Genomic DNA, 21,331 nt, shown 5'->3' with positions numbered 1-21,331 from the left:
CACCGGAGCCGCCGGGGGCCGCTGCCCCGGCGGGAGTTGCCGCGGCGTGGGACGGCGGTCCGGTCGATCCCCGCCACGAGCTGAGCCCCCGGGCCTACCTCGACCAGGCACGCGCCCTGGGGCGGCCCGAGCAGGCACCGCCGCCCTACCCGCCGCTGCACGAGCACGGCACCGCCCTGCCGCTGACCGAGGCCGAGCGCACCGCGCCCTGGCCGGGCGCCCTTGCCCAGCTGCGGGAGTACGCGCTGGGGCCGACTGCTCGAACCGGTGTGCCGGACGAGCGACTCGGCAACATGCGTCAGCCGACTACGACGTTAGTCCTGACCGAAGAGGGCGCGGGAGTACGCGACTTCCGGTTCGCGCTCCATCCAGATGTTGCCGGTGGGGTCTCCGTTGTTGCGTTGCCGGACCATCCGGTCTGTTTCCGCTGCGCTCTTCGAGACGCACGACGAATGGATCGCCTTACCTCGCCGCCACCTCCCCGAAGGCGATATGGGTGATATTCACCGTAAACTCCACCGTGCTACCCAATGCACCGCAATGCAACCGCCAGTTGATCCCCAACGCCATGACGATGGCCACTACCTGGCGGATGCGTTGGCACTCGCTTCGGTATCCTTCCGTGCAGGTCGTCGGAGCCCATTTACCCAAAGATTGCTGGGCAGTTGACCTCGGGGTTTCGTGGTAGCGTCTTGTTCGGAGGGACAGTGCAACCTGAAAGGGAAATCGTGAACACGGAGAAGATCGCCGCTCGCCGCCTCTCGCTGGAAGAGGTGACGAAGCTCGGCGTGAACGACAGGCTCTTCGTTTCCGCCGACACCGCAGAACTCAAGCTTCCCGACTGCTATGTCCCTGCTTTTCTGACCAAGTCCGGTGAGGATTTCGAGGGTGGCTCGATCACGGCGAGAACCGTATTCCAGGAGGAGGTGTCCTGCCTTCCCGACGACGAGAATGAAGCCGGAATCTACATGGCCGACGAGAACGGCTCGGTGACCATCGAGGTCATCCAGTCCGCCGGCGTCGTGCTGGACCTGGCGCTTTTCGTCCCGGGTGGGGACAAGGGGGCCCTCTCGGCCCTTTACGCTGCGGCCCGGCAGGCGTTCGGCGCCGACGTCGTGCAGATCTGGCGCCAGGGCCTCAAGGAGGTTCCCGACGTGAAGGTCGACATCTTCGAGGAGCAGATTCCCCGGGGGCGCAAGGGGAGCGACAGCCCCAAGCGCGACCGTCGCGCGATCGACACCTACCCCACCCGTGCGGACTTCATCGAGTTCTCCCCGGGGTGGAAGCCGGTCGTTGAGATTCACAGGCCGATTGTTGACGACACCCCGACCATCTGAGGCCGCGTTACTTCTCGGTCCCGGCCTGAGGGAACGCCGAGAACGCATGCGCCGGACCCGGCCGACCCCTGATCGGCCCAGGGAGCCGTCGGGAAGACTCGGAAAGACCAAGATCAAATCCTGAAGTCATTCTGCGACAGCCCTCAGGGCTTCGGCGTGGGCGAGTGACGTCCATTTCGTGCTCAGGCTGCTCTGGTCGCCGGACGGGACCGGCCTACACCGCCGGCAGCGGTGCGTCGTCGCGCCACTTGAGGATCTCGTCGAAGCCGACCACCGCGCCGTGCCGGCCGGGCCTGGGGCCGAGGTGGACGTGGTCGGCGAGTTCGCGGATCAGGCAGAGGCCGCGGCCGTGCTCGGTCGTCCGGGCGGCCGGGGCGCAGTTCGCGGTGTGCTGGAAGCCGGGGCCGGAGTCGGCCGCCTCGATACGGCACTTGTCCCCGTCGAGGTACGGAGCCGTCGGCCTGGGCGACGAAGACGCGCCTGGAGCAGGCCCGCGTCATCGCGGCCGCCAACGAGTCGCGGTCGCCGCCTGCACCGAGACGGTGGTCGCGGCCCCCGCACGTGTCATGGCCGCCGGAGAGGCGATCGGAGCGGTCGGCGGTCTGGCCGGCGGCGCCGACTGCATGGCGATGGGCTGCGGCGAAGGTGAACCGACAGCCGAGGACGACGCCGACTCCCCACCCTCCACGGGCGGTTCGGGCGGCTCCGGCGAAGCTCCGAAGGCCCCGGCCGACGCCGCACCGCACGAGGCCGGCAGCGGCTCGGGCGACGCGGCGGCCGCCTCCGGCGCGGGCAAGGAATCCAGCACCGACTCCGTCGGCAGCAACGCGGCGGCACCGAAGAAGGCCGACGCCCAGGACAAGGCGGCCGCATCGAGCAAGGCCGCGGCCGCACCTGACGAGCCCAGCACCGGCAACTCGGGCACCACCGGCAACTCCGGCGGCGACCGCTCGCGCTGCAGCGTCTCGCCCAGCACTCCCGTCCTGACGGCCGGCGGCGAGACCAAGGCCATCGGCAAGATCAAGACCGGTGACAAGGCCGAATCGGCCGATCCCAAGACGGGCAAGCGCAGCGGCCGGCGCTCGCACCGATCCGTCACCAGCCTTTTCCTCAAAGGGGGACGGGCCGGGAGAACACCAGGACGAGACGCCATGGCGTGAGCCTCGTCGCCCGCCTGGTGGAGGTGGTGCAGGCGGTGGGGGCCTGGGCCGCTCTCGGGGCGGTGTCACCAGCCAGATCCACCTGAGCGCGGACGGCTGCTGCCGCCCGCTGTCCCTGATCGGCCGGGCCGCCCGTCTGCGCGATGTGACAAAGACCGACAGGTGGCCCCGGGGCGTCCGGTAGCAGGCGGCCAGAGGCTGGCGAAGACTTGTTGCTGGCCCTGATGAGGGCTGGCAGATGGCCCCGACGGACATCGGGCCGCAGTCAACGCCTGGCTCTTGACCCTCACCTGGCGTCAGGCTCCATAGTCGGTGCCGTGGAAGATCACTGGACCGTGGGACGCGTGGCCGAGCTGGCCGGTGTGACCGTCCGCACGCTGCATCACTATGACGAGATCGGGCTCGTTCGGCCGTCGACGCGGACCGTGGCCGGGTACCGGGCATATTCGGCGGGCGACGTGGAGCGGCTGCGGGAGGTGCTGGCCTATCGGCGACTGGGCTTCGGGCTGCGCGAGGTTGCCGAACTGGTCGGCGACCCGTCCACCGACGCGGTCGCGCACCTGCGCCGACTTCGCGGACTGCTGCTGGAACGGCGTGATCGCGCTGACGCCATGGTGACGGCCATCGACAGGGAACTTGATGCACGGGCGAAGGGACTGAAGGTGACTCCGGAGGAGCAACTGGAGATGCTCGGCGCGCGGCTGTACGACGCGATCGGCGGCGCTTACACCGCGACACGGCGTACGGAGCCGCGGATCGCCGCACAGATCTGGGACGCGCTCGGGGACGCGCGGACGGTGCTGAACGTCGGGGCAGGCACTGGCTCCTATGAGCCTGCTGATCGCGACGTGACCGCGGTGGAACCGTCGGCGGTCATGCGGGGGCAGCGGCCTGCCGGTTCGGCGCCGTGCGTGGCCGCCGCCGCGGAGAGTCTGCCGTTCGAGGATCACTCCTTCGACGTCGCCATGGCCGTCTCCACCGTTCACCACTGGGGGGACCCGATAGCCGGGTTGCGCGAGATGCGGCGTGTGGCCCGCCGAGTGGTGGTGCTCACGTTCGACACTGACGAGCCCGGATGGCAGGACCGGTTCTGGCTTACCCGCGACTACCTGCCCGAATTCGCCGACGTCCTCGCAGGATTTCCCTCGCTTGCTGGGATGGCCGACGCGATCGGCGCCCGTGCTGAGCCGGTGCCCATCCCGTGGGACTGCGCCGACGGCCTGTTCGAGGCGTACTGGCGCCGCCCGGGGGCTTATCTGGAGGATCACGTGCGCCGTGCGATGTCGGTGTGGACGCGGGTCGGGCCGGAGGCCGAGCAGCGGGCGGTACGAAGCCTCAGCGACGACCTCGACTCTGGCCGGTGGGCCGAGCGCAACAGCGACATCGCCGACCTCGACGCGGCAGATCTCGGCCTCCGCCTGCTCATAGCTTGAACCGTGGCGGCCTCCGCCTGCTCATAGCTTGAGCCGTGGCGCGGTTATCCGGCCGGGGATGCCGACCCGGACAGCAAGGCTTGGGGTGCGGCGGCCCTCGACTGGTGCGCCGGAGCGCTGCCCGGCGAGCCGGTGGTGCTCACCACCAGACCGCCAACGAACGCTCGATGCGCCTCGCGGCGAAGCTGGGGTTCGCCGAGGTGCAACGGTATGAGGACTGGGGCGCCGAGCAGTGGTTCGGCATGTGGTCCCCGGTCACGCTGTCCGACCGAGGTCGTGCCCGGCAGCGTCCGCACTCACTGCGATGAAGCCGGGTGAGCGCGAGGAGGTCAAAGGCAGAGCTTCTCCTTGGCTCAGACCCCGCACAGCGTCCGTGCCGCCCAGGCCGACCTGCTCGACGCCCTCCCGGAGTCCGTCTGCCCGACGTGGAGGACTGTACGGGTTTGGTGAGTTGTGAAGCCGACCTGGGCCCGTGCGGGCTGTGCCCATCCTGCTCTTTCCGGCGTTTCCCGCGCGCGCTTCGGCGAGTTGCTCGCGGAAATCGCTCATCGTGGGAGGCCGCTCGTGAGTCCGCACTCCGTGAAAGGCGTGGCGGGCCACGTCAGCGAGCGGCCGGAGGGGGCGCAAGCCCAAGCCGGTCTTCGTCGATCGGCTGTTGGTCGCTCTGGTCCACCTGCGCCACCAGTTGCCGCACGCGGTCCTCGCCGGACTCTTCGCCGTGGACCGTTCCACTGTCTCCGAGGCTGTCCGTCAGATCCGTCCGCTTCTCGCGGCCCGCGGGTTCGCCGTACCCGACCGGGCGGGACTGCGGCTGAAGACCCTGGAGGACGTCTTCGCCTATGCGGACGCCGAGGGCATCGAGTTGCGGACTGACGGAGCCGAGACCCAGGTCCGCCGCCGAAGGCAGGGCGCCCTGGGCCGCCGGGCGTTCGTCTCCGGCAAGCGCAGACAGAACACCGTCAAGACCACCACGTTCAGCGACGGCCAAGGCCGCATGCTGCTGTCCGGCGTGGTCCGGCCGGGCCGCATGCACGACCAGACCGCCCTACGCACGGAAGGCGTCGCCGAGCAGTTCCGGACCCGTCCCACGGTCAAGGCCCGGGTCGACTCCGGGTACCAGGGGCTGGCCAAGGAGTTCCCCGACCAGGTCAGCGCACCCCCGAAGAAGCCCACGGACAAGGTGTGCAACGGCGACAGGTACGCCTGGCAGGAAGCCAGGCGCCGCCAGTCCTCGGCCCGGATTTGCGTCGAGCACACCAACGCCGAGCTCCGGCAATGGGCGCCCCTGCGGAGGTTCGGCGGACGACGCGACGCTTATGCCGAAACCCACTTTGCGATCGCCGGTCTCGTCTCCGACCGATCCGCCCAGCGCGCTACCCGTCGGCAGACGAGAACCGAACTCGTCCTCGTCCGTGGCACCGCTTGCTGATCACCCACCAGCCAAACCGCCAGGCCAACACACCCAGATCTCAATTTCCCCCAAGGTCGTAAGAGACACCGCGTTCGTCGAACGCCTCAGCGCCGCGAGCCGGAGCGAGTTGTCCGGACCGCTGAGCCGGTCCCGGCTGCCGTCTACGAGGCCCTGCCCGAGGTGGAACGGGTGCTCCTGGGCGCACCGCGCGCACTTCGTGCGCTCTGGTTCCGGGGCTGGGCGCGGGGGCCTGTCCCCCGTGAGAGCTACGCGCAGGTGTCCACCGTGAGGTGACGATTCCCGACCACCGTTTCCCTAGCGTTCAGTTCAGCCGCGGCGCTCCGGCCGCGGACCGGACAGGGAACCGGGAACGGAACCGAAGAAGGAGTCGTCGTGAAACTGGTGTGGCAGATCCTGGCCGTGGTCGCGGTCGGTGCGGTCGGCGGTCAGAGCGTCACTGCGGTGCAGGGCAACCCGTGGCTCTCGTTCCTCCTGGCCGGCCTGACGGTCGTGCTCTCCGTGCTCGTCTACCGGTGGGTCGTGGGGCGTACCGAGCGGCGACCGGTCACGGAGCTTGCCCGGGAGGGAGCGCAGGGGGCGCTCTTGCGGGGCCTGGCCATCGGTGTCGCGATGTTCGGGTGCGTCATCGCGAACATCTACCTCCTCGGGGACTACAAGGTCCACGGCTTCGGCTCGCTGACCGGAGCGGTCGCGCTGTTCGGCTTCATGGCCGGCGCCGCCGTCACGGAGGAACTGATGTTCCGCGGCCTGCTCTTCCGGCTCGTGGAGCGAGGTCTGGGCACGTACATCGCGCTGGTTCTGTCCGGTGCGGTGTTCGGCGCGGTCCATCTGCTCAACAAGGACGCCAGCCTGCTGGGTGGCGTCGCCATCGCGATCGAGGCCGGCGGCATGCTCGCCGCCGCGTATGCCGCCACCCGCTCCCTGTGGCTCCCGATCGGCCTGCACTTCGGCTGGAACTTCGCGGAGTCCGGCATCTTCGGCACCGAGGTCTCGGGCAACGGTGACACGCACGGGCTCCTGGACGCCTCGACGTCCGGCACAAAGCTGATCACGGGCGGCGAGTTCGGCCCGGAGGCCAGTGTCTACTCGGTGCTGTTCGGTGCGTTGCTGACGGTCGCCTTCCTGTGGCTGGCCCACCGGCGCGGCCACATCGTTCCCCGGCAGCGCGCCGAGCGTGTCAACGCCCTCGCTACACTCGCCCGGTGATGAGGTTTCAGGGGGCTGGTCGGACGTGGCGCCGGCTCGACGTCACCGTCCGCGACCTTCCGCTCGGCTTACTGTTCCTGGTCGCTTCGTTCCTGCCGGGACTGCGCGGCCACGGGACGGAGGTCGGGGACCTGCCGACCCGCCCGTTCGACGTGCTCGCCGTCGTCGCCCTGGGGCTCGAATGCCTTCCTCTGGCGGTGCGCCGGCGGTGGCCGGCCGTCTGTCTCGCCCTGGTGACGTGCGGCTTCGCTCTCGATCAGCTACGCGGCTATCACTCGACCGCCGGCACCACCCTGCCCATCGTGCTGATCAGCGCGGGATCCCATCTGGAACGCCGTCGGCGCACCACCGTCCTCCTTCTCTCCGTGGCGTACGTGCCGCTGGCGACAGCGCTTTCCCGGCTCGGTTCGGGCGGGGAGACGCCGGAGGAGTTCGTGACGTTCTACCTGGTGCTGGCCCTGGCCTGGGGTGCCGGGGCATGGCTGCGGTCCACTCGGCTCGCGGAGGCCGAACGCCGTGAGCGCGTAGCGGCGGAGACCCGTACCGCCGAACGCACCCGGATCGCCCGCGAACTGCACGACGTGGTGACCCACCACGTGACCGCAATGGTCGTCCAGGCCGAGGCCGCCCGCTACCTGACTGCCGCACCCGAGCGGCTCGAACAGTCCCTGACCGCTGTCAGCGACACCGGCCGTCGCGCCATCACCGACCTGCGCCACCTGCTCGACCTGCTCAACCCCGATCACGGCATCGGTACGGCGGAGCGCAAGGAGCCCAGGACACCGGCCGTCGGCAGGGTCCTCACCCTCGTCGAGCAGACCCGCCGGGCCGGACAGCCGGTGGACTTCACCGAGCAGGGCACACCCCCGGCATCGACCGGCAGCGCCGACCTCGTCGCCTACCGGGTGGTGCAGGAAGCACTGACCAACGCACTCAAGTACGCTCATGGCAGCCGGACTTCCGTCCAGGTGCGGCACAGTGACAGGGAGATCACCGTCGAGGTCAGCACGGACGGAGCCGGTTCATCCAGCGCGGCGGCCGTCGGCAGCGGGCGGGGCCTGGTCGGCCTGCGCGAACGCGTCGACGTCCTGGGCGGCGACTTCAGCGCCGGCAGCAGCACGGACGGCGGCTTCACCGTACGGGCACGCATCCCCGCCGGCGGCACCTCGTGAGCGCACCGATCCGGGTCCTGGTCTGCGACGACCAGATGCTGATCCGCACCGGCCTGGTCACCATCATCGACGCCCAGCCCGACATGGAGGTGGCGGGCGAATGCGGAGACGGGCGAACCGCAGTCGAACTCGCCCGCAAGGTGCGGCCCGACGTCGTCCTGATGGACATCCGCATGCCGGTCCTCGACGGCCTGGAAGCCACCCGTCTGCTGGCCGGCGCCGGAGTGCCCCACCCCGTCACAGTCCTCGTGGTGACCACGTTCAACCTGGACGAATACGTCTACGAGGCACTGCGCGCCGGCGCCAGCGGCTTCCTCCTCAAGGACGCACCCCCGGACCGGCTGCTCCACGGCATCCGGACCGTTGCCACCGGCGCGGCCCTCCTGGACCCCGACGTGACACGCCGGCTCGTCGGCCGCTACGCCGCCCGCATCCGCCCCGCCGAGAACACCCCACGCGACATCGGGCTCACCCCCCGCGAACTGGAAGTCCTCCGCCTCATCGCGGATGGCCTCTCCAACAGCGAAATCGCCGCGGCCCTCGTCATCAGCCAAGAGACTGTCAAGACCTTCGTCTCCCGCATCCTCAGCAAACTCCAGCTCCGCGATCGCGTCCAGGCCGTCATCTACGCCTACCGCCACGGCCTGGCGACCTGACACCGCCGTACGGCGGCGGCCCGGTTCGGTGAGCCCGGCCCGACCGCGGACGAGCCCGAGCCGGTGCACAAGCCGCGCGGGTACGGGGGAGCGGGGCCGGCTGCCGCCGTCGGACGCGGACAAGGAGGAGGCGGGACGGCGGGCGAACGCCGGCCGGAGGGGATCGCCGGCCTTCCCCTCGGCCGGCAGCAGCCTCGTGGGCCTCGGCAGCTTTGCTGCGCGCCATGAGATGAGACTGTAAGATCAGCCGACTCAGGGGATCGCGGCACCGGGGCTGGGGAGTCGGGCGGGTGCGCCTCCCTTCCACGCTCTCGGGGAGGGACCGTTTTGGTCGGTCGAGATTTGTCATGTTCCCGTCTTGCATCGCGCCGTGTGGGCTTCGCCGTCGTGGCGACCGCGGCTGTCGCGGGGGTGATGAGCCCTGCGGCGTCGGCCGAGCCGGTGCCGGCGGCCGACGAGGTGGTGATGGCGCCGTACGGCAAGTCGGTCCTGCCCGAGTACCTCTATTCCGCGGGACGGACCGGGTTCCTGCACCGCGCGTACGGTCGGGGTTGGCGGTGGACCGACTACGCGACCGGCGAGTCGACGGCACCGGATATCCCGGCGGACGGCAGCGTAGGACGGATCTTCGACACCCACGCCGACACGATCGCCTATCAGACCGGCACGAACGGTGTCGTGCTGATCGACCCGGCCGACGGCACCAGGCGCACCCTCCAGCTGCCGGAGGGCTTCACCCTCCGTTCCGTGCAGGGTGACACCGCCCTCGGCGTCGCGAACGGCGAGTGCCATCTCTTCCGTCTCACATCTGACGGCTCGCTGGACGACCGCCCGGTGACGGACGTGCCCAGTGGCGCGACATGCGGAGCGACTTATCTCCCGGACGCCGGTGACGGAAACGGTGTCGTCGTGCGCTACCGGTCGGCCGCCGGTGACGGCGTCGGCCTGGTGGACCTGTCGACAGCCCGGATGAGCGTGCTGCCCGTGCCTCAGAGCTACATGAGGAGCCTGCAGATCACCCCTCAGGCCGTCGCCTGGTACGACTCCTCGGTCGGCGCCGAGCAGATCGTGTCGCGCGACGACCCGCAGGCCACGCCGTGGAGCGTGCCGAACCCGTCCGCACCGAACAGCAGCGTGTTTCGCCTTGTCGGCTCCCGGATTCTGCGGATGACCATGGATTCGGACCTGACCGTCTCCGTCGTGTCGTCCGACGGGGTCGTGACCAAGCCCCTGGACCACGGTGGGGCGGTCTTCGCCAACTTCGTTCCCGGCCCGGACGGCGATCTCCTCGTGAGCGGTGAACTGAACGGCGAGTACGGGGTGCACCGCTTTTCCGAATCCCCCGACGGCGACCTGCGGCGCAGCGTCGCGCTGGACATCCCCTGGGTGCCCTCGCGGACCGGCTCGCTCGCCCTCTTCCAGGGACGCCTCGACACCGCGGACACCTACAACGACAACCTGACGGCCTATCACGAGCGGAAGTTGGCCGTGTCCGGCACGCCCATGGTCGTGAGGAGGGAGGACCTCGGCGTCGCCGACTTGTGCGGGGTGAGCGGCTGTCCTCTGTATCCGACCGGCGACGGTCGCGTCCTCTACCCGACCGTGTACGAGGGGAAGGCCGTCCTGCGTCTCGTCAGCGAGGCGCACCCGGCACCGGGCACGACGATCGCCACGGGCCTGACCGACCTGACCGTCGAGAGTGTCTCCGGACGGTACGTCGCCTATCGCACCGCCACCGCGACCACGGTGCGCGACCTCGACTCGGGCGCCGTGGTGCGCACCGTCTCGGCCGCGCCCGGGACGCTGTGGGGCGCCACCCTGTGGCAGGCGGCGGGGGCGGGCAAGATCACGGCCACCGACGTGCGTACCGGCACGGTGAGCCGGACGCTGTTCGTGGGCACCTCGTGCACCCCGTCGTCCGTGCAGGCCACCGGCCGGTACGTGTACGTGGAGTGCGGCGCCGGCGGGGACACTGCCGTCCTGGCGAGCCTCGCCGACGGGAAGGTGCGCGTTCTGCCCACCGGCTCGGCACCCGGGCTGCTCGGTGATGGCTTCGTCGTACGCGTCGGCGCCGACCGGCAGGTCACCCTCACGGACGTCACTTCCACGACGCCGACGACCCGCGTACTGGGCACCGCGCGCGGTGCGACTGCCGGCACGGACTGGACGGTCGACGCGTACGGCGGTCAGGTCGCGTACGTCGACGCGGACGAGAACGTGCACGTCGTCCCCACGGGCATCGCCGCCGGGGCGCTCGGCGTGACGGACTCGTCGGTGCCGGCGAGCGCGGACGTCGCGTTGGACGGACCCGCGTGGAAGCCCCGCTGGTGGATCTCCAAGCCCGTCAGTCACTGGCAGCTCACGATCACGAACCGGACGACCGGGAAGACGGTTCGTACGCTCACGGATGGCGAGACGCGCGGCCAGATCACGCCGAGCTGGGACGGCTGGACCGGCGTGGCGGGCGTCGGCGCCCCGGACGCCACCTATGCCTGGACCCTCACCGCCTGGCCCACGGACGGGCAGGGACCGGAGGTGACGAAGTCCGGTTCGGTGAAGATCACCGGCGCCCAGGCGGCGTACCACGACTTCGTGGCCCGCGACCGCGGCGGCGATCTGCTCACCCTCAACTCCGCCGGCGCCTTCACGTTCCAGCAGAGCACGGGCACGGGCACCTTCTCCGGCAAGACCTCCGCCAGTGGTTGGCCGACCTCCGCCGTCGCGGTGCCGTTCGGGACCGGCGACGGCCAATGCAACAACGTGCTGGTCCGGCTCAGCAGCGGGGAACTGCGCGGCTACCGCCCGGGGTGCGGCGCCCTCAAACCGAGCACGCCGTACACCTCGCTCGGCACCGGCTGGAACGCCTATGACAGCCTCACCGCCCCGGGCGACCTGACCGGCGACAGCCGCCCCGACCTGCTCGCCCGCAAGAAGTCCACCGGTGACATCTACCTGTTCGCCGCGCGGAACGACGGATCGCTCGCGGCGGGCAAGAAGATCCGTACGGCCTGGACCGGCTACACGAACATCGTGGGCGCGGGAGACCTCGACGGCGACGGCTACGGCGATGTGCTGGCGCGGGACAAGGCCGGCACCCTCTACCGCTACAACGGCACGGGGACGGGCCTGTTGAAGGACCGCGTGAAGGTCTTCTCGAACTGGGGCGGGTCGTACAACGCCATCGTCGGCGTCGGAGACATCAACGGCGACGGGAAGAGCGACCTCGTCGAGCGGGACACGACGGGCAATCTGTACCGCAACAGCGGCGACGGCAAGGGATCGTTCGGGGCGCGCGTGAAGATCGCCACCGGCTGGCAGGGCTACAAGGGCATCTTCTAGTGTGATGCGCCAGGAGTCCTGAGGGTTGGTTCTGCTCTGTTCTCTAGCGGGTGGTTCCGACCTTGGTGAGGTAGTCGGCGAGGAGGTTGAGGATCTCGTCGGCTGTCTCGGCCCAGGTGAAGGGCCGCGGGTTCTCGTTCCAGGTGTTGATCCACGCAGTGATGTCGTCCTCCAGTGCCTTCACGGAGGTGTGGACGCCGCGGCGGATGAGCTTGTCGGTCAGCAGGCCGAACCACCGCACCGCCTTCTCGGGCGGGTGGTGGTACAGGCCGACAACGTCGACGACCTTGGCGACGCCAGTGCGTGTCCTGGCCCGGGAGCGACTCCTGGGTGGCCACGACGACCTCCTCGGCCTGGTCGAGGAGGATCGAGGGTGGCCGGCCCGAGCGCGGCTCGTCATGCAGACCGTCGAGGCGTTCTGCGATGAAACGGGCCCGCCAGCGGTCAACGGTCGACCTGTCGATGCCGAGGTCGGCTGCGGCCTGCTGGTTCGTCCCGCCCTCCGCGCAGCGCAGCGCGATCTCGGCTCCCAACGCGAGGAACTGCGCGGTCTTGGCCTGCCGCGCCCACTGCTGCCGCTGCTTGCGCTCAGCATCGTCGAGGATCAGGTCGACCTTCGGCCGACCGATCCAGCCGGCGTCCTCAAGCCCCAGCCATCCGCTCTGCGGCGAATGCCCGACGCCACTTTCCGACCCTCTTGGCCTGGGCGCGGACGAGCCGTGCGACACCCCGTTCGACATGCCGTCAGCTCACGCCAGGATGATGCGGGCCTTCTCAGCCGAGCGCCGGTTCGGCATTTTCGTCCGGCGCACCAACTCGGCGCGCTCGACCTCGGACAAGGTGATCGCCACAGCAGAAGGCCCCGAATGCGAAGGGCACTGGCGCATCACACCAGGCAGGACTGCGGAAGACCCCCCTCGCGCACATCTTCACAGCCACTGCCATCAACCTCGTCCGTATCGACGCCTGGTGGACCGGGCAACAACGCGCCCCCACCCGGACATCACACCTCGCTGCCCTCGACCTTGCCGCATTAAGCGGTTGGCGCTGCCCACCGGGCCGCGTGCTCCTGGACGAACTGGGTGAAGGTGCGCGGCGGATGGCCCGTCAGATCGAGCACCGCGGTGCTGACCTCGTCGTCCCGGCCGGTGCGGGCGCCGGCGTCGGCGGCGGCGAGGATCGCGGCGAACTGTGCGGGTATGCCCGCGGCCCGCAGATTGGCCGCCTGCTGGTCCTCACTGGCGTGGATCACCCGGACCGGGCGCCCGGTGCCGGCGGCGATGATCGCTGCCGCCTCCGGGTAACTCAGCGCCTGCGGGCCGGTGAGCAGGTAGTCATGCTGATCGCCGGGAATGGCGTCAAGGTCGGACAGCAGGGCCGCGGCGGTCGCCGCGATGTCCCGCGTGTCGATCCAGCCCACCCGGCCGTCACCGGCGGCGGTGCGGATCTCACCGTCTCGCCGGATCCGCTCGCCCAGCGGGTGTGGGCTGAGGAAATTCTGCATGAACCCGGACGGGCGCAGCACGACCCAGCCGGGCTGGGCCCGGACCTGGGCGGCCAGTTCCTGTGCGCTGGGGGCAAGGGGGATGGCGGAGCCGAGAAGCACCACCTTGCGCACGCCGAGGCGCCGTGCCTCGGCCAGGAACGGCCCGACCGACGGCATCGGGTCCCCGCTCTGCACCGGAGGCACCAGGAAGACCCGGTCCTGTCCGTCCAGGGCGTCCGGATGGGTGGCCGGATCGTCCCAGTCGAACCGGATCGCGTCCGGGTCCTCGGCGGCCGGGTTGCGGCTGGCCACTCGAACCGGCACGCCTCTGCCACGCAGCAGTCGTACCAGTTCGCGACCGGTTTTCCCGGTGCCGCCGGTCACGAGTACGCCGGTCATCGGGTCGGCTCCTCGAACGTACTGGGCACGGTGTCTCCTTCGATCAGGGCCGACACGAACGTGCCGACGGCGAGGACGGGCAGCCGCGCCGACGGCAGATCGTTTGATGCTTGTCGAATCATCACGTGGTGCGACAGTAGGCTAAAGTTCGATGCACGTCAAACGATGAGGAGGCGACGGATGCCGCGTGTACTACCCGAACCCTCGGTCGACTCCTTCGATCTCACGGTGATTCTCAGTGCGCTGGCCGAACCGGGCAGGCGAGCGTTGATGACCGAGCTGTATCGCGGTCCGGAGCCGATCGACTGCGCGGTCATCGCCGAGAAGGCCGACCTCGGCCTGAGCAGCCCGACGATCTCCCATCACTACCGCGTCCTGCGGGAAGCGGGCCTGATCAGGACCGTCGCAGAAGGACGCAAGCGGATCGTCACAGTGCGCCGCGGCGACATGGAGGCGCGTTTCCCCGGCCTGCTGAGCGCGGTGCTCACGGAGCGATAAGCGAGTCTTGCGCCGTCTTGTTCTTCGGCTGGGTCAGGATCGCTGATCGGCGGGGGCGGTCGGCGCGTGTGGGCGGGGCTGTGCGAACAGCCCGGGTTCGATCTCGTCGAGGAAGCCGAGCTGATCAGGCGTTTGAGCTTCGCCCGGGTGCCTTCGTCGTGCTTGGGGTATCAAGGGCAGATCCAGCGCGAGGCACAGGTCGCGGGCGCGCGGCGGCCGGCGTTCGTCGTCGAAGACGCCCATGATCTGCTGGTCGGCCGCGCCCTCCGGCAACGCCGGGCCGACGGCTGCTCGAGAGCGAGGTCGGCGGCCATCGCGCGGACGGCCCGGCCGCGTGATCGAAGTCGTCCTGTCCGCCGTGGGTGCCGAAGTCCATGCCATCGCCCTGGACTGGGACCCCGCAGGGCACCGAGAACTGCTGGTCATCCGGCCTGGTGAGGCGAGGGCGGCAGCAACCTGGCTGCTGGCCACAGCGGCTGATCCCGCGAACACCCTGACGGCTGCGCACATGCCGGCACTCGCCGAGGCCGGTTTCGAGGGTGACCGCAGGTAAAGCACGGCTGGCAGGTGTAGGGCGCCGCAGCGGGTGCACCCGGCTTACGCGGGCATACGTGAACCGCGTACCGATTGCCGCCAACGGTTCGGCAAGAAGCCGGGGGCGCACGGGGCCGGTCGGCCCGCACCACTCGGTTGTCGCCGCGGGGCTGCCCGACGACAACCGAGGTGGTCACCTCCGGTGATCGGGCTCGCCAGGGCACATCCAGGGCGCATGCCCCGTGATACGGCCTCCCGGCCTCCCGGCCACTCGCCCAGCCGAATCCACTCGGCCCCGGCGCCACCGTTGAAGCGGGAGCGTATTTCGCGGGCGGCCGGGCCGGCGATGTGCACCGCGGCAGCGGTGGCGTCAAGGCTTGGGGCGTGGCGGCCGCCGCCGCGGCGGCGAGCCAGGGGCTCCCCGCTTCTCGGCGCGCGGCCGAATCCACGAAGGCGCGGCCGACATTAAGAGCCTGAGCGATGCCGACGTGACGGTTCTCAGTCACGACACGAGCCCCACGGGCCTCCGTGCGCGTCGCCCCCATGTCGGTCCTGCTCCATCGCCCCGCCTGGACCGGCTGGGCCGTCCGGCCCAGTCAGTGTGCGCCCGCCGAGCCGGAACGCAAACCCGGGCATCACTCTTTCGCGTCTACAGGAGGCTGAACTCCACTCACAGCCCTTGGAGAAAACCTGTCGTGACGGCAGTAGACATTGGCAAACCACGGAGTTACTGTCTTCCTGTACCCAGGAAGTCGAAGTGGGCACGGCAGACACGAACTGCCGTGCGAGCAGGCCGAGAAGGACGCGGTCCACGGGGACCGTGAGCAGCACCCGCGGTACCCAAGCAGTGCAACCGAGTAACCGAAGGTGAGGAGCAGAACGCCATCAGGATCGCCCGGGTGAGAGGAGTCCGCCCGGGTACCGCAGGCCCCGGATTGGAAGGTGGTCCCCGGTCACGCATCCGCGATCCCCGCAGCCCCGCCCTCCCCGGCGGATCCTGCGGACACAGAAGGCCGGCCCAGCGGCCGGTAGATGGTGTTGAAAGCTCGGGGCCCGGGTGCCGGTCGGCACCCGGGCCCCCCGACGCGTTCCGAAAGAAGAGGTCTATGCCCCCTGCCGGTCACCGTCCCGTCGACAACCTTGACGACGACGACTACCCCGCCTACACCATGGGCCGGGCCGCCGAGATGTTGTCGACCACCCCCGCCTTCCTCCGCGCCCTCGGCGACCATCGCCTGATCACCCCCTTGCGCTCCGAAGGCGGTCACCGCCGCTACTCCCGCTACCAGCTGCGCATCGCCGCCCGCGCCCGCGAACTCGTCGATCAGGGCACCCCCATCGAGGCCGCCTGCCGCATCGTCATCCTCGAAGACCAACTCGAAGAAGCCCAGCGCATCAACGAGCAACTGCGTGCCCGAGACAGCGAGCCGCAGCCCAAGACCTCGGCCTGATCGGGGCGTGGGCGCGACATCGGCGCCTTGACACAGTGCGACACCGAGAACCCCGGCGCTCGCCGGGGTCCACCGTCGTTCGAGTCGACTGCTTGGCGTCTACGGATGGCCCGACCGCTGAAGACCGGCCCGCAGTGCGGGAGGGTCGGCTGTCGGGTGGGTCAGTCTGCCGGGGGCCTCCAGGCCGCTTCGGCTGCCTGGCGGTGGCGCGGGAAGCGAGGGCGTGGTTGCGGGCCACGAGCAGGACGGTGATGCCGCTGGAGTCGCAGAAGGTGAGGCCGCTGAGGTCGACGACGAGTTGTTGGCCCTGACCGATGTCCAGCCCAGGCAGGAGCCGGCGGATCCCGGGTGCGCTGTAGTGGTCGAGGTCTCCGGTCATCTCGATGAAGGACCGGAGGGGTGCTCCGCGTGTGGGTGATCATCTCGCTCACTGTTGCTCTTCTCGGTCGGCGCGGGGCACGTGGACGGCCAGGACGGCGGTGTCGTCGTCCACCCCGGTGCCGAACGTGTCGAGGAGGTCGCGGACGGCTGTGACGGCGCCCTGGGCGGTGGTGGGGGCCAGGGTCCGGGCGAAGTCGAGGAGGGCTTCGCCGCCGTAGCGTTCGCCGCGGATGGCGGTGTGGGCCTCGGTGAGGCCGTCGGTGTGCAGGAGGAGGGTGTCGCCGGGATCGAGGCGGAGGGTGATGGTGGCGATGTGGGCGTCGGGCAGGACGCCGATGAGCTGGCCGCCGGGGGTGGGCAGGTAGTCGGCGGTGCCGTCCGCGCAGAGCAGCAGGGCCGGAGGATGGCCGCCGCTTGCGAGGGTGATACGGAAGCCACCCTGGCCGCCGTCGGGGGTGAGCAGGCCGAAGACGACGGTGCAAAACCGGGGGTCGGTGCCGTCGTACTCGTGGTAGAGGACGGTGTTGAGGTTGCTGAGAACCGCGGCCGGGTCGGGGTCGTAGACGGCGGCGGCGCGCAGGGTGTAGCGGGCCAGGGAGGTGACAGCCGCCGCCTCGGCACCCTTGCCGCACACGTCTCCGAGGAAGAGTCCCCAGGTCCCGGCTGCGAGGGGGAAGAGGTCGTAGAAGTCGCCTCCGACCTCGTCGATCGAGGCGATGTGGTAGTACGCGGCCACGTCCAGGCCGGGCACGTTCTCCAGTGCCGGTGGCAGCAGCGTTTTCTGCAGGGTGGTGGCCAGCTGCTGGAGCCGTTCGCGCTCGCGCTCGGCCTCCTGGCGGGTGCGCAGCAGTTCCTGCTCGTAGGCGCGGCGGTCACGGGCGTCGAAGATGGTGGTGCGGATCAGCAGTGGCCGCCCGTCCATGCCGGCCTTGACGGTGGAGGTCACGAGGACCGGCAGGCGGCTGCCGTCGGCCGCTCTCAGCTCCAGCGCGATGCCGCTGATCGTGCCCTGCATGCGCAGGAGCGGCGCGAAGTGCGTCTCGTGATAGAGCCGCCCGCCGACGGTGAGGAGGTCGGAGAACTTCCTTCGGCCCACCAGGTCCGTGCGCTTGTAGCCCAGCCAGTTCAGCAAGGTGGTGTTGACCTTGGCGATCTGCCCGTCCAGGAGGGTGGAGAGGTATCCGCACGGGGCGTTCTCGTACAGGTCCTCAATGCTGTCTTCCAGCAGAGCGGAGAAAGTCTGGTCGTCGTCCGGGGGCTCTTCGGGGTCCGGGTCGGAGTCCTGGTCGCCGTCGGCCCGGCACATCATCGCAGTGTCCTTGCGAACGCGGCGATCGCCTGGGCGGTCTCCTCGGGGGCGCTGAGCTGGGGGCAGTGTCCGGTGGCGTTCAGCGTGATGAGCTGGCTGCCCCTGATCCGGGCGTGGACGAAGGCGCCGACCTCTGGTGGGGCGATGGCGTCGCTGGAGCACTGGGCGACGAGGGTGGGCACCGCCACCTGCGCCAGGTCGGTGCGGTTGTCGGACAGGAACGTCACGCGGGCGAAGACGCGGGCGATCTCCGGGTCGGTGGCGCAGAAGCTGTTGGTCAGCTCCTGCCCCAGTTCCGGGCGCTCGGGGTTGCCCATGATGACCGGTGCCATCGCCCCCGACCAGCCCAGATAGTTTGCGTCCAAGGACTGCAGCAGTTCCTCGATGTCCTCGGCACTGAACCCGCCGTGGTACCCGGCCGCGGGATCGTCGATGAAGCAGGGGGAGGGGGCGAGCAGCACCAGCCCGGCGAAGTACTCGGGGTGTCGCGCTGCGGCCAGCACGCCCATCGTCGCGCTGACCGAGTGGCCCACGAACGTCACCGGGCCGAGGTCCAGCTCCCGGCAGATCTCCAGCACGTCGTCCACGTAACCGTCCATGCTGGAGTAGCGGTCCTCGCTCCACGCCGACAGGTCCGAGCGGCCTGCTCCCACATGATCGAAGAGCACCACTGTGAACTCACGCTCCAGCGCAGGTACCACCAGACGCCACAAGTTCTGGTCGCATCCGAACCCGTGCGCCAGCATCACCACGGGGCCGCCCGGCCGCCCGGACACCCGCACGTGGTTCCTGCTGCGCACGTCCATACGACTCATCCTCGCAGACACAGGATGCCGGGAACCGGCCGCGCTCGTCCGGGGCGGCGATCGTCGGGGCGAGCGCGTGGAAGACCTCCACCAGTTCCAGCGCTTGGTCGTCGTCGCCGATGAAGCCCGCCAGGGCGGTCTCCCCCCGTTGGAGGCGAGCCGGGAAGTCCTCCACGATCTCCTCCCCGGGAAGACTCGGCCGGGACGGCTGCGGAGTCTCTCCGTGGCGCGGGCCTACACACCGCTGGTGTGACCGGCGGCTCTGTTCGGTCCTACTCGGTCCGCAGCGCGGTGGCGGTCTGGGTCCGTGCCGCCCAGCTGGCCGGGAGCAGTGCCCCGAGCAGGGCGATCACGATCCCGCCGGCCAGCAGGGGGATGAGCAGAGCGGCGGTGTAGGTGTGGGACACGCTCGGCGGCAGGTGCCGGCCGATCGCGTCCCCCATCGGGGTCAGCGTCGCCTTCTCCACCGCGACCCCGAGCGGGACCCCGATCAGCCCGGCGATCAGGCCGGTGAGCGACACCGAGGTCAGAACCATCGCGATGGTCTGCTTGGGTGTCATCCCGAGGGCCTTGAAGATCCCCAGATCATGAACCCGCTCCCGGGTGTCCTGCACCACCATGCTCAGCACCCCGAGCGCGGCGACCGCCACCATCATCAGCGTGAGCGTGGCCACCAGGGTGCCCATGATGATCATCACGATGTTCTTGCCCCCGTCCGAGTTCGGCTGGACCGAGGCGTTCAGCGGGGTCAGCGCGGCGGCGGCTGAGGTGGACCAGTCCTGTCCGCTGACGTTCGAGGCCAGCTCGACGTTGAACTGCTCGATGTGCGGGGCCAGACCGGCGGTGGTGAAGGTGGCCGCATCCGTCATGACCGTGTAGTCGCCCACGTTGGTGTCGAAGTTGATGCCGACGACCTTCAGCGGCAGTCGCTTGTTCTGCTGCACCACGGTGACGTTGTCACCGACGTGGATCCCCACCGTCGTGGCCAGCTTGTCGCCGACCACGGCCTCGCCGGGCGCTGAGAACCAGCGGCCGGACAGCAGCTCCATGTGCGTCCAGGAGAAGTCGCCGGTGACCGTGAACACCTTCGGCGGTTCGCCGCCGGGCGGGGCGCCGACGATGGTCGCGCCGCTCTCGCCCCAGCCGAACGCCGCCTTCGTGCCCGGGGTCTCGGCGAGCACGGCGGCCACCTTGGCGGCATCCAGGTGCGGTCTGCGCGGGTCGTTGGGGCCGTGGGAACCCCAGGTCACGCCTACGTCGGCTGTGGGTTCCACGAACTTCGACGCGACGTTGAATCCTGCGGTGCTGGTGTCGAGGTACGTGTTGAACCCGGTCTCCAGCCCCACCGCGAACGTGGCACTCACCACGCCGAACAGCACCGCCGCACCGACCAGTACGGCCCGGGTCGGCCGGGCGAACGGCTGGGCCAGCCCCAACGACATGGCCCGGGGCAGCGGCAACCGCGAGGCCAGACGCTGCGCCGTCTGACTGCCCCCGGCCTTGGGGGCGCGCCCGACCGCCAGAGCGCGCACGGTCGGCATCCGGCCGGCCCGCAGTGCCGGGATCAAAGCCGTGACGGCGACGATCAGCAGGGTTCCCAGCGGCACCACGGCGCTGACCCACAACGGAATCGTGGCACTGGCCGCGCCGAGTTGCTTGGTGGCCCCGCCCAGGATCGGCACAGCCAGGAGGTTGCCGAAGACCGCGCCGAGCACCAGGCCGAGTGTCGCCGGGATCATGGCCTGCGCGGTGTAGGCGCGAGCCACCTGCGAGGGGGTGAAGCCCAACGACTTCAGAATCCCGATACGTCGGATTCCCGAGGCCACAGCCCCGCCGACCACGATCGAGATGATCAGCACCGACATGAACAGCCCGAGGATCCCGAAGCCGATCAGGAACGGCACGTAGGCCCTGGCGTTGCCGCCGGCCTGCTGCTTCGCGGTCAGGTACGACTGTCCGCTCTCGACCGCGCCGGCCGGCGCGGCGGCGGCCACCGCCTGCTTGTCGGTGGCGATGTCGGCGTCGGTCCCGGCCTTGGCGAACCGGTAGAGCATCTGCTCGTCGGACTTGGCACCGGCAGCGGTGAGCCGCGCGAAACCGTCGGCGGTGGCGAAGGCGGTCGCGCTGTTGGTCACCGAGTCGGCGAAGCCGACGACCTTGAACGACGGCTTGCCCGGCAGGGAGGAGAACACCACCGAACTGCCGAAGCAGGCGGTGGCATAGTGCTGCCACGGCAGGGCGATCTCGTCCGGGCTGGTCGGCCAGCGCCCCTGGGTCAGCGCCAGCTGGTCCATCCCGGAGGTGCTACCCAGGTCGGGCCGGGTGGTTACGGTGATCGGATGGTTGTCGTGACCGGCGAGATCCTTCTTGGGGCAGTCCGTGCCGATGGTCGTGTCCAGGGCGGCGGCGATCGGGTACGGTCCGGCCGCCTCGGTGACGCCGGCGGCGTGCGCGGTGGCGGTGGCCTGCGCGGCCGTGACCTTCGAACCGTCGAACTGGACCGCCAGGTGCGCCCCGTTCCGAGAACTGAAAGCGTGCTCGAACGGGGCCTGCACGACAGTCAGCAGGCCGAGGGAGAGTACTGAGGACGTCACCGCGGCGAACGTTGTCAGGATCATGGCGAGGGACTGGACCCGACGCCGGCCCACGCCGGAGCGTACGACCTTGCCCAGGGCGCTCACCGGCTCACCGCCAGCAGCAGGCGGGCCATGGCATGGAATCCGACATCGAAG

General features: G+C 69.9%; 18 protein-coding genes and 3 pseudogenes. 12 read left to right on the top strand and 9 right to left on the bottom strand.

Annotated features, from left to right (window positions below):
- The first annotated feature begins 728 nt into the window (after positions 1-728).
- Positions 729-1,337: a hypothetical protein gene (locus tag QSK45_RS09200; protein WP_285555009.1), complete on the top strand. Its 609-nt coding sequence runs from the start codon at positions 729-731 to the stop codon at positions 1,335-1,337.
- Between the two features lie 214 nt (positions 1,338-1,551).
- Here the strand turns inward: QSK45_RS09200 and QSK45_RS09195 are convergent.
- Positions 1,552-1,824 (bottom strand): annotated as a pseudogene (locus tag QSK45_RS09195) (ATP-binding protein); the annotation flags it as partial.
- A gap of 79 nt (positions 1,825-1,903) precedes the next feature.
- Here QSK45_RS09195 and QSK45_RS09190 point away from each other — a divergent pair.
- From QSK45_RS09190 to QSK45_RS09155, 8 genes and pseudogenes are all read left to right on the top strand, one after another.
- Positions 1,904-2,497, top strand: coding sequence for a Hint domain-containing protein (locus QSK45_RS09190; RefSeq protein WP_285555008.1), 594 nt, complete (start codon positions 1,904-1,906; stop codon positions 2,495-2,497).
- Positions 2,498-2,832: 335 nt separating this feature from the next.
- A complete protein-coding gene (locus QSK45_RS09185; protein ID WP_285555527.1) occupies positions 2,833-3,930 on the top strand; it encodes a MerR family transcriptional regulator in 1,098 nt (365 codons plus the stop codon).
- A gap of 87 nt (positions 3,931-4,017) precedes the next feature.
- Positions 4,018-4,238: pseudogene (locus QSK45_RS09180) on the top strand (hypothetical protein); the annotation flags it as partial.
- A gap of 347 nt (positions 4,239-4,585) precedes the next feature.
- The gene (locus tag QSK45_RS09175; protein WP_285555006.1) at positions 4,586-5,359 is read left to right on the top strand and encodes a transposase family protein; all 774 of its coding nucleotides are present in this window, start codon (positions 4,586-4,588) and stop codon (positions 5,357-5,359) included.
- Between the two features lie 375 nt (positions 5,360-5,734).
- Positions 5,735-6,568 (top strand): CPBP family intramembrane glutamic endopeptidase, encoded by an 834-nt coding sequence (locus QSK45_RS09170; protein ID WP_285555004.1) that lies wholly within the window; start codon positions 5,735-5,737, stop codon positions 6,566-6,568.
- Positions 6,568-7,740, top strand: coding sequence for a sensor histidine kinase (locus QSK45_RS09165; RefSeq protein WP_285555525.1), 1,173 nt, complete (start codon positions 6,568-6,570; stop codon positions 7,738-7,740). Before QSK45_RS09170 ends, QSK45_RS09165 begins: the two co-directional genes overlap by 1 nt.
- Positions 7,737-8,396: a response regulator gene (locus QSK45_RS09160; protein WP_285555002.1), complete on the top strand. Its 660-nt coding sequence runs from the start codon at positions 7,737-7,739 to the stop codon at positions 8,394-8,396. The genes QSK45_RS09165 and QSK45_RS09160 overlap by 4 nt, the downstream gene beginning before the upstream one ends.
- Before the next feature lie 414 nt (positions 8,397-8,810).
- A complete protein-coding gene (locus QSK45_RS09155) occupies positions 8,811-11,735 on the top strand; it encodes an FG-GAP repeat domain-containing protein (protein WP_285555000.1) in 2,925 nt (974 codons plus the stop codon).
- 43 nt (positions 11,736-11,778) lie between these two features.
- Here the strand turns inward: QSK45_RS09155 and QSK45_RS09150 are convergent.
- The 3 genes and pseudogenes from QSK45_RS09150 to QSK45_RS09140 all read right to left on the bottom strand — a co-directional run bounded on the left by QSK45_RS09150 (position 11,779) and on the right by QSK45_RS09140 (position 13,745).
- A pseudogene (locus tag QSK45_RS09150) lies at positions 11,779-12,364 on the bottom strand (helix-turn-helix domain-containing protein).
- Between the two features lie 404 nt (positions 12,365-12,768).
- The gene (locus QSK45_RS09145; protein WP_285554998.1) at positions 12,769-13,620 is read right to left on the bottom strand and encodes an NAD(P)H-binding protein; all 852 of its coding nucleotides are present in this window, start codon (positions 13,618-13,620) and stop codon (positions 12,769-12,771) included.
- Positions 13,617-13,745: a hypothetical protein gene (locus tag QSK45_RS09140; RefSeq protein WP_285554996.1), complete on the bottom strand. Its 129-nt coding sequence runs from the start codon at positions 13,743-13,745 to the stop codon at positions 13,617-13,619. The genes QSK45_RS09145 and QSK45_RS09140 overlap by 4 nt, the downstream gene beginning before the upstream one ends.
- A 55-nt stretch (positions 13,746-13,800) precedes the next feature.
- Here QSK45_RS09140 and QSK45_RS09135 point away from each other — a divergent pair, with 55 nt between their 5' ends.
- Positions 13,801-14,118, top strand: a complete 318-nt coding sequence (locus QSK45_RS09135; RefSeq protein ID WP_285554994.1) for an ArsR/SmtB family transcription factor — start codon at positions 13,801-13,803, stop codon at positions 14,116-14,118.
- Positions 14,119-14,151: 33 nt separating this feature from the next.
- Here QSK45_RS09135 and QSK45_RS09130 read toward each other — a convergent pair whose 3' ends face one another.
- Positions 14,152-14,361, bottom strand: a complete 210-nt coding sequence (locus QSK45_RS09130; protein WP_285554992.1) for a hypothetical protein — start codon at positions 14,359-14,361, stop codon at positions 14,152-14,154.
- Positions 14,362-14,452: 91 nt separating this feature from the next.
- Between QSK45_RS09130 and QSK45_RS09125 the strand changes: the two genes are divergently transcribed.
- Both QSK45_RS09125 and QSK45_RS09120 read left to right on the top strand, forming a co-directional pair.
- Entirely contained in the window at positions 14,453-14,671 is a 219-nt protein-coding gene (locus QSK45_RS09125) for a hypothetical protein (protein WP_285554991.1), read from the top strand.
- Between the two features lie 1,087 nt (positions 14,672-15,758).
- The gene (locus QSK45_RS09120) at positions 15,759-16,103 is read left to right on the top strand and encodes a MerR family transcriptional regulator (RefSeq protein WP_285554989.1); all 345 of its coding nucleotides are present in this window, start codon (positions 15,759-15,761) and stop codon (positions 16,101-16,103) included.
- Here the strand turns inward: QSK45_RS09120 and QSK45_RS09115 are convergent.
- From QSK45_RS09115 to QSK45_RS09095, 4 genes are all read right to left on the bottom strand, one after another.
- Positions 16,048-16,482 (bottom strand): STAS domain-containing protein, encoded by a 435-nt coding sequence (locus QSK45_RS09115; RefSeq protein WP_285554988.1) that lies wholly within the window; start codon positions 16,480-16,482, stop codon positions 16,048-16,050. The genes QSK45_RS09120 and QSK45_RS09115 overlap by 56 nt on opposite strands.
- A 48-nt stretch (positions 16,483-16,530) precedes the next feature.
- Positions 16,531-17,790: a SpoIIE family protein phosphatase gene (locus QSK45_RS09110; protein WP_395485489.1), complete on the bottom strand. Its 1,260-nt coding sequence runs from the start codon at positions 17,788-17,790 to the stop codon at positions 16,531-16,533.
- On the bottom strand, positions 17,790-18,599 hold the full coding sequence (locus QSK45_RS09105; RefSeq protein WP_285554984.1) for an alpha/beta fold hydrolase: 810 nt from the start codon (positions 18,597-18,599) through the stop codon (positions 17,790-17,792). The genes QSK45_RS09110 and QSK45_RS09105 overlap by 1 nt, the downstream gene beginning before the upstream one ends.
- A gap of 272 nt (positions 18,600-18,871) precedes the next feature.
- Positions 18,872-21,217, bottom strand: coding sequence for an FtsX-like permease family protein (locus QSK45_RS09095; protein WP_285554982.1), 2,346 nt, complete (start codon positions 21,215-21,217; stop codon positions 18,872-18,874).
- Positions 21,218-21,331 lie beyond the last annotated feature (114 nt).

It is taken from the genome of Streptomyces hygroscopicus subsp. hygroscopicus, from assembly GCF_030269125.1.
Classification (GTDB): domain Bacteria; phylum Actinomycetota; class Actinomycetes; order Streptomycetales; family Streptomycetaceae; genus Streptomyces; species Streptomyces hygroscopicus_C.
Note: the sequence above shows the minus strand (reverse complement) of the source record. Positions and strands in the feature narration are given on the sequence as shown.

Excerpts from the sequence above, each read along its gene's own strand:
- QSK45_RS09155 (WP_285555000.1), top strand. The coding sequence starts at position 8,811 with ATGAGCCCTGCGGCGTCGGCCGAGCCGGTGCCGGCGGCCGACGAGGTG.
- QSK45_RS09145 (WP_285554998.1), bottom strand. The coding sequence starts at position 13,620 with ATGACCGGCGTACTCGTGACCGGCGGCACCGGGAAAACCGGTCGCGAA.
- QSK45_RS09135 (WP_285554994.1), top strand. The coding sequence starts at position 13,801 with ATGCCGCGTGTACTACCCGAACCCTCGGTCGACTCCTTCGATCTCACG.
- QSK45_RS09165 (WP_285555525.1), top strand. The coding sequence starts at position 6,568 with ATGAGGTTTCAGGGGGCTGGTCGGACGTGGCGCCGGCTCGACGTCACC.
- QSK45_RS09190 (WP_285555008.1), top strand. The coding sequence starts at position 1,904 with ATGGCCGCCGGAGAGGCGATCGGAGCGGTCGGCGGTCTGGCCGGCGGC.
- QSK45_RS09120 (WP_285554989.1), top strand. The coding sequence starts at position 15,759 with ATGCCCCCTGCCGGTCACCGTCCCGTCGACAACCTTGACGACGACGAC.
- QSK45_RS09130 (WP_285554992.1), bottom strand. The coding sequence starts at position 14,361 with ATGGGCGTCTTCGACGACGAACGCCGGCCGCCGCGCGCCCGCGACCTG.
- QSK45_RS09115 (WP_285554988.1), bottom strand. The coding sequence starts at position 16,482 with ATGACCGGAGACCTCGACCACTACAGCGCACCCGGGATCCGCCGGCTC.
- QSK45_RS09105 (WP_285554984.1), bottom strand. The coding sequence starts at position 18,599 with ATGGACGTGCGCAGCAGGAACCACGTGCGGGTGTCCGGGCGGCCGGGC.
- QSK45_RS09095 (WP_285554982.1), bottom strand. The coding sequence starts at position 21,217 with ATGATCCTGACAACGTTCGCCGCGGTGACGTCCTCAGTACTCTCCCTC.
- QSK45_RS09110 (WP_395485489.1), bottom strand. The coding sequence starts at position 17,790 with ATGTGCCGGGCCGACGGCGACCAGGACTCCGACCCGGACCCCGAAGAG.